This is a genomic window from Marinoscillum luteum (genome assembly GCF_044005705.1).
GTDB lineage: Bacteria > Bacteroidota > Bacteroidia > Cytophagales > Cyclobacteriaceae > Marinoscillum > Marinoscillum luteum.
This window is the reverse complement of the sequence record NZ_JBIPKE010000012.1, coordinates 289,257-305,101: the sequence shown is the minus strand read 5'-3', so window position 1 is coordinate 305,101 and position 15,845 is coordinate 289,257. Positions and strand designations below refer to the sequence as shown.

The 15,845-nt window shown below is 45.5% G+C and carries 11 protein-coding genes; 5 read left to right on the top strand and 6 right to left on the bottom strand.

The annotated features are described in order from the left end of the window. The first annotated feature begins 77 nt into the window (after positions 1-77). The 4 genes from ACHKAR_RS04750 to ACHKAR_RS04735 all read left to right on the top strand — a co-directional run bounded on the left by ACHKAR_RS04750 (position 78) and on the right by ACHKAR_RS04735 (position 5,737). Positions 78-3,377, top strand: a complete 3,300-nt coding sequence (locus ACHKAR_RS04750; RefSeq protein ID WP_395416388.1) for a VCBS repeat-containing protein — start codon at positions 78-80, stop codon at positions 3,375-3,377. Next, on the top strand, positions 3,378-4,190 hold the full coding sequence (locus ACHKAR_RS04745) for a purine-nucleoside phosphorylase (RefSeq protein ID WP_395416387.1): 813 nt from the start codon (positions 3,378-3,380) through the stop codon (positions 4,188-4,190). It abuts the gene before it with no gap. A 10-nt stretch (positions 4,191-4,200) separates the two neighbouring features. Continuing rightward, positions 4,201-4,881, top strand: a complete 681-nt coding sequence (locus ACHKAR_RS04740; RefSeq protein WP_395416386.1) for a nitroreductase family protein — start codon at positions 4,201-4,203, stop codon at positions 4,879-4,881. Between the two features lie 241 nt (positions 4,882-5,122). Then, positions 5,123-5,737: a LolA-like protein gene (locus ACHKAR_RS04735; protein WP_395416385.1), complete on the top strand. Its 615-nt coding sequence runs from the start codon at positions 5,123-5,125 to the stop codon at positions 5,735-5,737. 15 nt (positions 5,738-5,752) lie between these two features. On the opposite strand, the gene ACHKAR_RS04730 is transcribed toward ACHKAR_RS04735, so the two are convergent. The 6 genes from ACHKAR_RS04730 to phhA all read right to left on the bottom strand — a co-directional run bounded on the left by ACHKAR_RS04730 (position 5,753) and on the right by phhA (position 10,766). Beyond that, on the bottom strand, positions 5,753-7,237 hold the full coding sequence (locus ACHKAR_RS04730) for a dihydrolipoyl dehydrogenase family protein (RefSeq protein ID WP_395416384.1): 1,485 nt from the start codon (positions 7,235-7,237) through the stop codon (positions 5,753-5,755). Between the two features lie 45 nt (positions 7,238-7,282). Beyond that, entirely contained in the window at positions 7,283-7,882 is a 600-nt protein-coding gene (gene hisIE / locus ACHKAR_RS04725) for a bifunctional phosphoribosyl-AMP cyclohydrolase/phosphoribosyl-ATP diphosphatase HisIE (RefSeq protein WP_159579018.1), read from the bottom strand. Next, positions 7,882-8,637 (bottom strand): imidazole glycerol phosphate synthase subunit HisF, encoded by a 756-nt coding sequence (gene hisF / locus ACHKAR_RS04720; protein ID WP_395416383.1) that lies wholly within the window; start codon positions 8,635-8,637, stop codon positions 7,882-7,884. Before hisF ends, hisIE begins: the two co-directional genes overlap by 1 nt. After that, positions 8,637-9,350 (bottom strand): 1-(5-phosphoribosyl)-5-[(5-phosphoribosylamino)methylideneamino]imidazole-4-carboxamide isomerase, encoded by a 714-nt coding sequence (gene hisA, locus ACHKAR_RS04715; protein ID WP_395416382.1) that lies wholly within the window; start codon positions 9,348-9,350, stop codon positions 8,637-8,639. Before hisA ends, hisF begins: the two co-directional genes overlap by 1 nt. Before the next feature lie 2 nt (positions 9,351-9,352). Next, positions 9,353-9,937, bottom strand: a complete 585-nt coding sequence (gene hisH, locus ACHKAR_RS04710) for an imidazole glycerol phosphate synthase subunit HisH (protein ID WP_395416381.1) — start codon at positions 9,935-9,937, stop codon at positions 9,353-9,355. Between the two features lie 85 nt (positions 9,938-10,022). Next, positions 10,023-10,766, bottom strand: a complete 744-nt coding sequence (phhA, locus tag ACHKAR_RS04705) for a phenylalanine 4-monooxygenase (protein WP_159579010.1) — start codon at positions 10,764-10,766, stop codon at positions 10,023-10,025. A 281-nt stretch (positions 10,767-11,047) separates the two neighbouring features. Between phhA and ACHKAR_RS04700 the strand changes: the two genes are divergently transcribed. After that, positions 11,048-15,835 carry a PAS domain S-box protein gene (locus ACHKAR_RS04700; RefSeq protein ID WP_395416380.1) on the top strand — a complete coding sequence of 1,596 codons (4,788 nt, stop codon included), beginning with the start codon at positions 11,048-11,050 and terminating at the stop codon, positions 15,833-15,835. Positions 15,836-15,845: the final 10 nt, after the last annotated feature.

Below are 15,845 nucleotides of genomic sequence, written 5' to 3'. Positions count from 1 at the left end.
TTTGGTCGGTCAATTTAAAAACAGATTTCCTTCTTTGCTATAAAAAGTCTTTAATTTTCACCCCAAATCCGGTGACTATGAACTCAACCAAAACACGAGCCTTCTGTGTCGTAACACTCGTCATTGCCCTTTCTGGATGTACGAATCAGGAAGACCCCAGGCAAACCCTCTTTACGAAAGTAAGTCCCGCCGAATCAGGAGTGGATTTCATCAATGACCTCAACGAGCGTAAAGACTTTAACCTGTTCACCTGGAAATATATCTACAACGGAGGAGGCGTCGCCATTGGTGACATCAACAATGATGGTTTGGCTGACCTCTACTTCTCCGGAAATGCCAATGCCAACAAGCTTTACCTGAATAAAGGAAACTTCAAATTTGAAGACATTACGCTCAGTTCGGGAACCAAAGCTGCACAGGGTTACAAAACAGGTATTTCCATGGTCGATATCAATGGAGATGGTTGGCTGGATATATATGTATGCAGGGACGCGCACCCCAATGAAAACATTCGAAACAACCTGGTTTTTATCAATAACAAAGACCTGACCTTCACTGAGCAAGGTAAAAATCTTGGCCTTCAGGATAAGGCCTACAGTACACAAAGCGTATTTTTTGACATGGACAGAGATGGTGATCTGGATCTCTTCCTGGTGAATCACCCTGCTGATTTCGACAAGGCCATACAGATGCGGGTATCTAATGAAAATGGAGACTCCCGACGCATCACAACTCCCGAAAGCAAAGAGCAATCCTATCACCTCTATGTAAACAACCAGGGGCACTTTGAAGACATCACCTTACAATCAGGCCTCGCCTACCATGGATTCGGCCTCAGTGCCCTGGCGGCTGATTTCAATGATGACGGGTGGCTCGACCTGTTTGTGGCCAATGATTTCATAGAACCGGATGTAGTCTTCCTCAACAACGGAGATCAGACCTTTACACCATCATATTCAGGCTTTGATCATATGAGTCAAAATAGCATGGGCTCAGACCTTGGGGACATGAACAATGATGGAGAGCTGGACCTCATCGTGCTAGACATGCTGGCTGCTACCAACGAGCGACAGAAAATATTCGCCACCAATATGACCCAAAATCGATATGAAAGACTAGCAGATATGGGTTACGGAAAACAGCTCATGCGCAATGTCTTACAACTTAAAACTGGCCCCAACGCATTCTCTGAAATTGGTTGTCTCTCGGGCATCGAAAAAACAGACTGGAGTTGGTCGGCACTCTTTGCAGACCTCAACCTGGACGGTCATCAGGACCTCTTCATTACCAATGGTATCAAGCGTGACATGTCCAACAAAGACTTTATTGATTTCAATTCTGACTCCATACAGCGCGCCAGGCAACAAGGCGTCGATGTTTTCAACAGAGAAACCGTACTCGACTGGATAGACCTGATTCCATCCACTCCCCTCCCCAATTACCTTTACCTCAATAATCACGATTTTACATTTACGAATATCGCTCAGCAAGCCGGACTTTCGGAAGCCACCTTTAGCCATGGTGCGGCCTATGGGGACCTGGACAATGATGGAGATCTGGATTTGGTGGTCAATAATATGGACCTGCCAGCTTCTATCTACCAAAATAATAGCATCCAACAACAGCCTGGCAGTCACTTCCTAAGAGTGAAATTGCATGGCCCTGAAGGCAATCCTTTTGGACTGGGCGCTCAGGTTATATTCCGATATGACGAAGTGCGGCAAACGATCATTCTGCAATCCTCAAGGGGTTATCTCTCCAGCAGTGAGCCCGTCGCACACTTTGGACTATCCTCCGAACCGAAAGTGAAATCCATTGAAGTCATCTGGCCAGATCAAACCGTTCAGACCGTAACCGATTTTGCCCTTGACCAAACCCTGGAGATCGGGTATCAACCAAAAGAAATACCTCAGACATCAGTCAAAAAGCTCTTTGAGGAATCTGAAACAACACTTTTCACCCATCAAGACGGCACTTTTAACGACTTCAAACAAGAGCCGCTTCTATTCAAACCACAATCCCGCAAAGGGCCATATATGACACTTGGAGACCTCAATGGGGATGAACTGGAGGATGTTTTCGTGGGAGGCGGAAGTGGCCAATCAGGAGCCATATTGCTTCAAAAAAAGGATGGAGCATTCCAGAGAATAGAAGAAAAAACTTTGACCCTGGATCTGGAACCTGAAGACCTGGGGGCAGCGCTGGTGGATCTGGACCTGGATGGAGATCTTGATCTGTACGTGGTTTCCGGAGGAAGCTCATTCCCCAAAGGCAATCCAACCTACCAGGACCGTTTATACCTAAATGATGGTAAAGGCCGTTTTCAAAAAGGCACCTTACCCAAAATATCTCACTCCGGCACCGTGGTAAAGGTTTCCGATTTTGATCAGGACGGAGATCCTGACCTCTTCATTGGGGGTGGTGCGTTGCCTGGGCAATACCCGAGCAGTGAACCTTCAATACTTCTCGAAAACAAAAACGGTCAACTGGTCCGAAGTACCCTGCTACCTGCTGTGGAGGGGATCGTCAATGATGCCCTCTGGTGGGATTACAATGAAGATGGATACGATGACCTGATCCTGGCTGGAGAATGGATCCCCATAACCATCCTCAAAAACCAATCAGGCAAGTCCTTTGAAAACGTAACAGAAAAAATGGGACTGTCGAAATCACACGGATTATGGAATTCGCTGGTCGTGGTGGATCTTGATGGCGATGGGAAAAATGAACTCGTGGCCGGAAATCTTGGGCTCAACCACCTTTTCGAAGTTTCTTCATCGGAGCCCATCACCGCCTATCAATCTGATTTTGATCAGAATGGTCAGAAGGAAACAATCATCACTCATTACCTGAATGGTGAAAGATGGCCACTCCCAAGGAAGGAAACGATCACCGGGGTATTACCCCATCTCAAAAAGAAGTTCATCAACAACCAGACCTACGCAGAAGCCCGGTTAGAAGATATTTTCTCCTCTGATCAGCTGGCACAGGCCACAACTTATAACCTCTATGAACTAAGGTCTGGATACTTCACCCTTAGGGAAGACTCCATGATCTTCTCTGCCTTCCCCACGATCGCACAATCTTTTCCCATTTACGACATGGTCTTTCTGGACCTCAATGGGGATCAGGTCAAAGACCTGCTCCTTGGTGGTAATATGAGCTATTCGGAAGTAGAACAGGGACCATATGATGCCGGAGGAGGGCTTATTTTGTGGGGTACTGAAAGGGCTCTGACATTTGATGCAAACAACTTTCAATTCCTGAACTGGACGGGCGATATTCGTAAGATGAGTATTCAGCACGTCAATGAAACCCAAATGCTCTGGGTGGTTCAAAACAATGGGCCACTTAAAAGCTATAACCTTGTCAAGTAAATGATTGAAAAAGTAAAAGAAACGGTTGCTTTCCTTCGCGAAAATGGATTTGATCATCCGGAATTGGGGATCATCCTGGGTACCGGACTCGGAGCACTCACCGCACACATAGAGGTCATCAAAGAAATCGGTTATGACGAAATTCCGCACTTCCCCATTGCCACAGTGGAGTTTCATAAAGGAAAGCTGATCTACGGTAAGCTCGAAGGCAAATGGGTGATCGCCATGAGCGGCAGGTTCCACTACTATGAAGGATACAGCATGATAGAAGTGGTTTTTCCGGTTCGTGTGATGAAATTCCTCGGCATTCAGAAACTTTTGGTGAGTAATGCAGCAGGCTGCATGAACCTCTCCTGGAAAAAAGGCGAGCTCATGCTCATTGATGATCACATCAACCTGCAGCCCGACAACCCACTGCGAGGGAAACAGGCCGCTGATTTTGGCCCTATCTTTACGGACCTCAGTACACCGTATGATGCAGAAATGAACAAGCTCATGAAGAATCTGGCCACGAAAGAAAACATCCCGCTTCATGAGGGGGTCTACGTCGCAGTATCAGGGCCGCATCTGGAAACGAGGGCTGAGTATCGATACCTGAGAAATATTGGAGCTGATGTGGTGGGCATGTCCACCGTACCAGAGGTGATTGCCGCCAATCAACTGGGCCTTCCGGTGAGTGCCGTATCAGTGCTTACAGATGAATGTGATCCTGACAACCTTCATCCGGTGGACATCAACGACATCATTAGCACCGCTCAGAAAGCTGAAAAACACCTGGTGGCGCTATTCAAAGAAGTAATTAAGAACCTATAAACACCCCCAAATGGAAACGAAAGTAATAAACGGCTATACCCATCTCAAATACCATAGCATCAGCCTGCAAGAACCTGAAATGCTCCGGCGGGCAGAAGAATTTCACCAATACATGGAGCTTAGAAGGAGCGTCAGGGACATTAGTAACAAACCCGTCCCTCAGGAGCTGATCGAGCACATCATTATGACTGCCTCCACTGCGCCTTCCGGTGCCCACAAGCAACCGTGGACATTCTGTGTGGTGTCCAATCCCGAACTGAAGTCAGAAATCAGAAAAGCCGCAGAACGCGAAGAGTATGAAAGCTACAACGGCAGAATGAGTGAGCGGTGGCTGAAAGACCTGGAGCCCATAGGTACAGACTGGCACAAGCCCTTTCTTGAAAAAGCCCCGTGGCTCATCGTTGTATTTAAGAAAGCTTATGCGGAGGTAGATGGAGAGAAATCCAACTACTATTATGTCAATGAATCTGTGGGCATCGCCTGTGGAATGCTCATCACTGCTATCCATCAAGCCGGGCTTGTCACCCTTACCCATACCCCTTCACCCATGAACTTTCTCACACAGGTACTGCAAAGACCTGCCAATGAACGCCCTTTTCTACTGCTACCTGTGGGTTATCCTGACTCAGATGCCTATGTACCAGACCTCAAAAGGAAACCGCTGAATGAAGTAGCGGCTTTCTACTCATAAGTTAACAAACAGCGTTTGAGCCCTTTAAAAGCACCATCAAACGGCAATTTGGCAGTCTCGTAAAGCTTTTTGGCAGAATTTCGACATAAAAAAGCTGCAACTTAGCAATATTATAATTCACGAAACAACTCCTGTTATACAGGATCTTGTCTATAGCTGGTTGGAACCCTGGAGATTAAATTTCCAGGGTTTTCTTTTTTAATAAATCTTCCCACCTTTACTGCAACCAACGCCCTTAGTCATGAAAGCCCTCATGTACGTGATATTTATCATCCCAATGGTCTGCTGGTCACAACTGCCCGGCAACTCTGAAAGCATCAACAAAAAAACTCCTGCCAAATATCCTGTTCAAAGTGGCATCATCTCCTATACTGTCAGTGGTGGAGCCACAGGCACAGCCACGCTATACTTTGACAGAAATGGATGGAGAGCCCTGGAACACCGCACGATTCAAATCAATCGCTATAGCACAGTGAGTACTGAGGATAGAAAAGAACTGACAGATGGAGATTATATCTACAAAATTAACCTCACCTCAGGCTCGGGCGAAAAAGCCAAAGACGAACGGTGGAGTGGTCTGATGACCTACAAATCAAATGCTCAGGCGTTTGAGGCCATCATGGTGAGCAGAGGCGGAAGTAAAGTGGGTACGGATACCTTACTCGGAAAACCATGCAACAAATGGGCGTTTGACAAGGGGCCGGTTTCTCATCTTTGGGTATGGCAGGGCATCCCCTTGAAAGTCATCAAAAAACTACCTGGTCTGTCCTATGAACAGACGGCCGTTTCATTCACTGAAAATCCGCAAATAGAGGAAGCGACATTTACACTCCCTGAGGAGATTACCTGGAAATAATAAGGGAGGAGCCTCTTAAACAACAATCAAATCCTTGTACTTACCTTTTTCATAAGTCTTGCAGACCATGGCATGTCTCAATACCGCAGGCTTCAGCATAGACTTCCCAAGTAGCATACGACCACATTCCTGAATGCCCTCTATGATCGACGGGTGAGGGTGAATCAATTCGGCAAGCTCACGTATGCCCCGATCCATGGAAATCAGTAATGCTACCGCCTGTATAGCGCTGGAAGCATGCTCACCAACCACACGCATCCCGAGAATTTTCTGATGCTCATCGTCCGTCACCATGATTTTGATAAAGCCCTGGGTGTTACGCATGGCAATGGCCCTGGGGATGCAGGAGTAATCTATGCTCACCACCTTATAACCCAACCCACTATTTTGAGCCTGAATTTCATTCATACCCACTCCTGCTACTTCCGGTGACAGGAACATAATGGTAGAAATGTTTTCATAAATCAGCGGCCGCTCCGGTTTGCCGAAAATTCGCTCTATGGCAAACCTTCCTTCCAGCTCTCCTACATTTACAAGTGAAATATCCGCTGTGATGTCCCCTACTGCATAGATATTTGGAATGCTCGTCTGAGTGAGATCATCTATAATCCCTCGGCCATCTATTTTGATGTCCATATTACTTTCAAAGAGGTTCTCATATCGGGGCACTCTGCCTACGGAGACCAAAGCTTTCTCCACACGAAAGACCTCCTTGGAGCCATCTGTATACTCCAGGGTATAGGCCACCATCTGACCTTCTTTACGCATATCTATCAATCTGGAGTTCCTGTGAATCAGCACATTCTTGGCCTCCAGATTTTTCTCAATTACCTTCACCACATCTTCATCTTCGAAAGGCAGTATCCGGTCACCTTTATCAATCAAGTGCACCTTGGTATGGCCAAAATTGGAGAAGATGGTTGCAAACTCGCAACCAATCACCCCGGCCCCAACGATCACCATGCTTTTCGGAAACTCCTCTAACTTATCCAGACCATCGCTGGTAAAAATACACTCCTCGTCAATGGGAATTTCGGGTAATAACCTCGGGCGGCTGCCAGTAGCAACAATGATATAGTCTGCGGATATTTGAGTGGTCTCCTCAAAATTTTGAATTTCGACTGTGTTAGGATCTTTCACTTTGGCATTGCCCTGGATGTACTCAAAGAGTCCTTCCTCTATCGATACATTGATATTGTGCATGTGGTGCTCCAGCTGATCCATGCGCTCCTGCACAGCTTTCTGCACTTCAGACTTCAGCTTTTTAAAATTAAACTGTACACCACCAGTATTGAGGGCTTCGCCGTGTTTACGCAGAGAAAAGGCTTCTCTGCTGAGCTCCCACCATGTTTTACTCCAGAGGGCTCCGTGGTGTATACCTGCACCACCTAATTGTTTTTTTTCTATGAGGGCTACTTTCTTCTTGAAATCTACTGCGCGCATGGCGGCTGCATAGCCTGCAGGGCCAGCACCAATGATCACAACATCGTATTTTTTCATTACAGGTCGGCTTGATTGACCTTAATCTATGAAAAAATTAAGCAATCACGAAGCCTGATGCCTTGTTTTCAGTATTTTCACCACATCGTCTAAGGAAAAATCCTTATACGAAAGTAAAGCCATCAGATGAAAGAGCAAATCTGCTGATTCATTCAGAAAAAGCTCCGCATTATCATCCTTAGCTTCAATCACAACTTCTACTGCTTCTTCTCCAACTTTCTGCGCTACTTTATTGATCCCTTCTTTGAACAGGCTGGCAGTGTATGACTTATCCGAAGGGTTTTTCTTCCGGTCTTCTATAATGTCACGTAAGTGATTAAGAAAAGTGATTGGATTACTGTTCACTTCATCGAAGCAAGTGTCGCTCCCCGTGTGGCAGACTGGTCCTTTGGGGAGTGCCTTAATCAGCAGTGTGTCTCCGTCACAGTCTTCCAGGATTTCCCTTACCTCCAGAAAATTTCCGGAAGTTTCTCCTTTCACCCATAACCGTCCTTTGGATCTGCTGAAAAAAGTCACCTGTCCGGTTTGTCTGGTTTGTGCGAGCGCCTCTTCATTCATGTACCCAAGCATCAGTACTTTGCCCGTCTGATCATCCTGAATCACTGCCGGAATGAGTCCGTCTCCTTTTTGAAAATCCAATGCCATTACTTTCTTATTGGTAGGTTATTTTTAATCAATTCGTCCTTCAAATGCATGATTTCCACTTCCTGATAGTGAAAAATGCTGGCCGCCAAAGCAGCATCGGCCTCCCCTGCTCCAAAGATCTCCACAAAATGGGACTCGTCCCCCCCTCCGCCGGAAGCAATCACTGGGATGTTCACCGCCTGGCTCACCCTCTGGGTCAGATCCACAGCAAAACCGGCTTTGGTACCGTCATGATCCATGGAAGTCAGTAGTAGCTCCCCGGCTCCCCTTCTGGCCACTTCCTTTGCCCAGGCGATCGTCTCCAGCTCAGTAGGCCGGGTGCCTCCATGGGTATGTACCCAATCAGTGCCATCCACATTGCGACTATCTATGGCCACTACAATGCACTGGCTACCAAACTCGGCGGCCAGTTCATCTATCAGGTCTGGGTTCCTCACCGCTGATGAGTTGATGGATATCTTATCAGCACCTTCATTGAGCAACGCCCGCACATCTGCAACGGAACTGATCCCACCTCCTACGGTGAAAGGAATATGAATGGCTTCAGCCACCTTTCGCACCAGCTCCAAGAGCGTCTTTCGCTTCTCCAAAGTGGCAGAAATATCCAAAAACACCAACTCATCGGCACCCTCACGTGTATATCTTTCTGCCAGTTCCACAGGGTCACCCGCATCCCTCAGGTCTACAAAGTTCACGCCTTTGACGGTGCGTCCGTCCTTTATATCGAGGCAAGGTATGATTCTTTTTGTGAGCATCAGATGGTTGTCAATTCTTCCAAAGTTAATCTTCCTTCATAAAAAGCCTTCCCTACAATAGCACCATAGAGGCCTTGTCTTTTCAATCTTATGAGGTCATCCTTTCCGGAAACACCCCCACTGGCAATCAGGTGAAGCGTTGGGAATCGCAGTTGTATGGCTTCATACAGCTCAAACGACGGCCCGGCCAAGACTCCATCTTTGCTGATATCGGTACAGATGACATATTGAATACCCAACTGCACATAATAGTTCAGAAAGTCCATCAGCTCCTCTCCTGAGGATTCCTGCCAGCCCGAAACCATTACCTTTCCATCCAGAACATCCGCTCCAAGAATAATTTTATCAGGGCCAAATTCTTCAATCCACTTTTTGACTTCCTCCTTATCACTCACCGCAATGCTTCCGGCAGTCACCTGCTTCGCACCTGCCGCCAGCACCAGTTCCAGATCTTCCCTGGTCTTCACTCCCCCGCCAAAATCGACGGAAAGCCCAGTGGCCGAAGTGATGTTTCTAAGGGTATCAATATTCACCACATGCCGGGCTTTGGCTCCATCCAGGTCCACCACATGAAGTCTGGAAATTCCCGCCAGTTCAAAATCGCGGGCTACCTGTGCCGGATCATCCGAATATCTGGTGACCTGATCATAATCCCCTTTGGTAAGGCGGACACACTGCCCGTCAATGATGTCAATAGCCGGAATAATTTCCATCCTTATAGTTTCAAAAAGTTATCCAATAGTTTCATACCGGCATCAGCGCTCTTTTCGGGGTGTGGCTGAATGGCATAATAATTATCTTTATGAAGTGCAGCGCTAAAAGGCTGTGGATAAGCACAGGTAGCAATGGTATACTCACTCAGTGGCACGTAATAACTGTGCACAAAATAGAGATAACTATGCTCATCTATCCCCTGCGTCAAAGGTGACTTCAAGTCGGTAATGTCATTCCAACCCATATGAGGCACCTTCACCGAAGGATCCGCGAAACGAAGAACCTTCTCGGGTATTATACCTAATCCTTGTGTATCATTCTCTTCAGAGGAAGTACACATGAGCTGCATCCCCAGACATACACCCAAAAAGGGTTGCTTGAGCTGTCTGAGTACCTGATCCAACCCGGCTGCCCTCAGGCTCCTCATGGCCGAACTGGCCTCTCCCTGCCCAGGGAATATTACCTTATCGGCAGTCAGGAGTATTTCCGGGTCATCAGACAGCACCGGAGTAGTCCCCAGCCGGTTCAGGGCAAAAGTCAAGGACTGGATGTTTCCAGCGTTGTATTTTACAATGGCTACTTTCATGCTATGAACAAAAAGAAACCGTCCCAAAAGATTTTCATGATCAATTGAGACGGTCTTTTATGAAAACAAATTTATATCCTAAATGCTAAGCAAGCACACTTTCTTCCTTTCTTTTCTCCACCATTTCAGCCAAAACTTCTTTGATCTCCGGTAGACTCTGGTACAATTGCTCAAAGGATTTGATTACAAAATATTGTTCCTGAAACACATCCTTCCTGTAATCTGTCTGTGCGATAGTCCGCACATCAAAATCATGCTTCGGAGGCTTGTCCGACAGGCAAAATTTAGTCTCCCCTGCTGAGGACAATATGCCCGCACCATAAATCCTCAATCCCTGCTGCTCCTGAATCAAACCAAACTCCACTGTAAACCAATAGATTCTGGAGAGGATTTCGATGGCATAGTCATTTCCTACATAGCCAAGACCAATCTTACTCAGCTCCTGCAAGAAGTCCACAAAGGCCTGATTAGTAAGCAATGGAACATGGGCAAAGACGTCATGAAACATATCAGGCTCCTCCAAATAATCCAGCTCTTCCATCTTCCTGAGCCATGTGGTGGCCGGAAACCGTCTGTTAGACATCAGTTCAAAGAAGGTGTAATCAGGGACGATACCCGGTACTACAGCGAGTCTCCAACCAGTGAGCTTTTCCAAAATTTCATTGGTACCGTCAAAATGGGGTATTTCTGAAGGCACGAAAATTACTTTTTCCAAACCTTCCATGTGGGCGTCACAAGCCGCCTCCGGAAGGTTCTTGATCTGACGCTCGTATAAAATCTTCCATACCTGGAAGTCCTCGTCAGTGTAATGTCCATAAATCTGTTTCATACAATACAAACTTGGGGTTTTGGGTTATTGTTCCCTGCAAAGATAACAATAAGCCAGGGATCGGATAAAAGAACCTTCATATCACCAATTCGTTATATGAAAATATATCATATCAAATGACGGTCGAAAGATGGGTTTGGATAAAGTACTGTCTTACGACTAATGGCAATGATCTCCCTTTGAATAACCCATTTCTGACGATCAAATCCCCTCACTCAACGAGTTTTCAATAGTAAGACCTTTTTTAATGGTTGATTTGTTTGAGATTAATTCAAGCGCCTATGCATGATATTGTCAAATCCAAAGGAAACCACCCATTGATAAAAAATGGGATTCTATCCGTATTCCTGATTGACTCCAATGGAAGTATCCTTGAAGCCAATGAAAGGGCACATCAGTTAACTGGTTTTAAGTCATTATGTGACACTCCAATTCAAACCATACTCAGAACTTCATCGCTGGATATCTCTAAGGAAAGCGAAGGGGTAACCTTCGTATCCACTGCACAAGGAGAAATGGTTCCTTGTGAGTATTCTTTTACACACGAAGGTGAACCCTATACAGAAACTTTTGTGGGATGCCTGATCGCTATAAAAATGCCTGATCTGATAGGTCAACTATCTGAAGATTCCTTATTTCATAAAACCTTTCACTCCAACGTGATAGGAATGGCTATTTTGGACGATCAGCATAAAATCATTGACATCAATGAATCCCTTTGTCAGATCGTAGGCTACGAAAAGCTGGAGCTCATTGGGAAAACCGCTCTCGAGATTGGACTTGCGACAGAAGAAAATGCGGAAAACCGAGAAGAGATCCTCAGGCATCTGGCCAAAGGCAACAGCATTCGTGATTTGGAGAGAAGAGTACTAAGCAAAACGGGATCTTATATTACCTTTTTACTTTCTATAGAAATCTTTGACCTCAATGGCACACCTCATCACCTGGTCACCGCGAATGACATCACCAAGACCAAAACTGCTGAGAAAGAGCTCAAGGGTGCTTATGAACAGCTGGCTGGCCACCTCAGCAATAGCCCACTGGGTATAGTAGAATATGATCAATCGCTAACAGTAACCCAATGGTCCTCCAGGTGTGAGGAGATCTTTGAATGGTCAAGTGAGGAAATTCTCAGCAACGACATCACTGCTTTCAATCTCATCTATGAAGAGGACCTGGAAAAAACCAGCAAAGTAGCAGTTGATTTGATGTCCGGAAAAGTAAGTGGAAACGTCTCCATCAACCGAAATTACACCAAATCCGGCAAGATCATAGACTGTGTTTGGTATAACTCTACTGTAAAAAACGAACGAGGAGAAGTAACCTCCGTGATGTCATTGGTCCAAGACATCACGGAGAACAAAAGGGTGCAAAATGACTTGCTAGAAAGCAAGAAGGAACTTGACCTCTTCTTCAACAACTCCCTATCCGGATTTTTCTTTATGATGCTGGAGGAGCCAATAGAATGGAATGATCAAACTGACAAGGGTACCGTCATGGAATATGTCTTTGACCACCAGCGGATCACCAACATCAATCAGGCCATGCTGGATCAGTATGGTGCCCAAAAGGAGGATTTCATTGGCCTAACTCCCCGAGATTTTTTCGAGCACGACCTGGAAAACAGCAAAAAGATTTGGATTGACTTCTTTGACAAGGGTAAACTGAGAGTGGATACCGATGAGCGGAGAATGGATGGTTCTAAATTCTGGGTAGAGGGTGATTATACTGTACTTTATGATGAGGAAGGAAGAATCATAGGACATTTCGGTGTGCAGCATGACGTGACCGCCAGGCGAGACGCCCGGAAAAATATAGAAAAGAGTGAACAAAAGTTTAGATCTCTATTTGAACACGCATCTGATGGTATTTTCATTACTGATACCAAGGCATGGATTATCGACGTGAACCAAAGTGGCTTAAGGATGACGGGATATTCTGCCGAGGAGGTAAAGAAACTCGGTATCCTGGATTTGATAGAGGCAGATGACTTACCCGAGATGATGCAAGACCTGCTCTCAGGTACCCATCGGATGGTGGAGCGCGTAGCGATGAGAAAGAATGGAGAGAAGTTTCAGGTAGAAATCAGCTCCAAGCTCACAGAAGATGGAAACATCCAGGCGATCGTTAGAGACATCACTGAAAGAAAAGAAGCTGAAAAAGCGCTGCGGGAAGGGGAGCAAATCCTCCGGGAAGTTGGTCGCATTGCAAAGATCGGCGCCTGGGAGTTTGAAATTAATTCAGCGGCCAAGGGGATATGGAGCCCAGAGTTTCTTGAAATACATAACCTAAAAGAGAATATACCTTCAGATCAAGAGTCCTGGATCAACCTCTACTCATCAGACTCACAAAAGAAGATTCAAAATGCCATTTATGATGCCATCAAAACCAAGAAGCCCTATGATCTGGAAGTTCAGCTTCTGGACTCTGACAAATGGCTAAGGGTGATCGGACAGCCGGTGGTTGAGGGTGGAAAAGTGGTCAAACTCAAAGGAGCTACACAGGACATCACTGCTCAAAAGCTCTCCGAGAAAAAAATTATCGACGAAAAAGAGCTCTCTGACAACATTATAAATAGTCTCCCCGGTGTGTTTTACTTGTATGATCAAGAAGGAAAATTTCTCAGATGGAACCGCAATTTCGAATCCGTAACGGGCTACACCGGTAATGAAATCATCAAGATGCATCCTATCCAGTTTTTCCCAGAGGATCAGCAAGAGTTACTTGCAGAAAAAATTGGGAATGTATTCGTATCCGGTGAGGATAATGTGGAAGCAGACTTTTTGCTGAAAAATGGTCAACGAGTGCCCTACTACTTTACAGGAATTGCCATACAGTATAACGATGAAACATGCCTGATGGGTGTTGGGATTGACATTAGTGAGAAAGTGAATGCCGAGAAATCTCTCCAGAAGTCTCACAAACAACTCACTACTGCTCAGGAAATAGCCAAGTTGGGATACTGGGAATGGAACTGGGACACCAACGAGACCTACTGGTCAGATGAAATGTACAAAATCTGCGGATCGAATAAATCGGATGGCCCTATACCTGAGGAAACCTTCAAAATGATGATCCACCCTGATGACCGACAAAAAGTATCGGCAGACCGACAAGCCATGGCCAAAGACGGAATGGGGCGAGAAACTGAATTCCGATTCATTACAAGTAATAGAGACGTGTGCTACATACAAGCCGTAAGTAGTATTAGTTTTGATAAAAACGGAAAATTGATTCGTGTAGAAGGAACGCTACAGGATATTACAGAATCCAAAAAAAGAGATTTGAAGTTGCAGCAATCCTATGAGCGCTTCGACCTCATAGCCAAAGCCACCAACGATGCACTGTTTGAATGGTGTCCGTCCAGCAACAAAGCCTGGTGGAGCGATAGTCACTATCTCCTTTTCGGTTTCGATCGTGCCAATGGCCTCCCCTCTTTTGACGAATGGCTGGAGAAAATCCACCCTGAAGATCAAGGGAAAATCCTGGAAAAATTAGAACAAATTCAAAACAGAAAAGCCACAGGCTGGACAGATGAAATTCGCTATGAAATTGCTTCAAACAAGTACGGAACGCTTCTGATCAGATGTTTCGCCTTTATGGCTGCACCCGACGAGCAACTCAAAATTCTGGGCTCATTCCTGGATCTCACAGAGAGCAAAAAAGCCGAAGAAGCTATTCGGAAATCTAACGAACGCTATGAACTGATAGCCAAAGCCACAAATGATGCTGTCTGGGATTGGGACATTGTAAACAACACATTAATTGGGAATGATCAGCTCTATTCTTTCTATGGAAAGAACAGAACCACGGACTTTCTAAGTGATGAATCATTCTTCTCCAGAGTGCATCCAGATGATATAGACAAACTGAAAAAATCGATGAGTGATGCGTTGCGCCATGGAAAGACTTCTATTATTGAAGAGTACCGCTTCAAAGACCCCGATGGTTCATACCGCTCTATCCTGGACAGATCATATGTCATGTTCGATGACAATGGAATCCCAGTGAGGATGCTGGGAGCCATGCAGGATGTCACGGACCAGAAAAAGGCTGAAAAAGAGCTCCAAGAACTTTCCAATCGACTCATTTTAGCCACTACCTCTGCTCACATGGGCATTTTCGATTGGGACATCCCAGATAACAAAATGGTCTGGAACGAATACATGTTTGGCATGTATGAGGTTGGCTTTGATGATTTTGATCACAAATATGAAGACTGGACTAAGTGCATACATCCAAGAGATGTGGCCAGCTTTGAAACCAAGGTGAAAGAAGCCATGAAAACGGGCCACTTCAATGAGAAATTCAGAGTGGTCTGGACCAACAGTGACATTCGTCACATCGAAGCTCACGCAATAGTAACTAAGAATGAAGATGGGGAACCCCTATCAATGATTGGGGTGTGTAGAGACATTACAGAAAGAGTCACTGCTGAACAGAAGATCGCCAAGGCCATTATCAATACCCAAGAGGAAGAACGTTATGAACTCGGACGGGAACTTCATGACAACATCATTCAGCTATTGGTGGCATCCGTCATGAACCTTAACCATCTTCAGTCGATTCCTGGATATGATCACCAGAGTATAGCCAAAGCCCACTCCTATACGGACAGTGCGATCAATGACATCCGAAAGCTCTCTCACCGTCTGGCTCCCTCCAACATGGAAGAGACTCCACTGGAAGATGCCATGCATAAGCTCCTACAAAGCATTAATACGAATGATCAGTATGAGATTAATTTTGACACTCAAATCTGCCCTGAGGTGGAGTTAAGTGCTGTAATCAAGCTGAATATTTACAGAATTCTACAAGAGCAACTGAATAATATTCTTAAGCATTCACAGGCCACAAAACTTGACTTCTGGTTTCAAGTCAACGAGTTTAAACTACAAATGATCCTGCAGGACGATGGAAAGGGATTCAATCCTAAACATGACGGTGAAGGGATCGGCCTTAATAATATAAGAAGAAGGGTAGAGATGTTTAATGGAAACATGGAAATCCATACTGCGCCGGAAGAAGGATGTCAAATCATCATTGAAATTCCGATGACAGACCACTAGTGATGAAGTA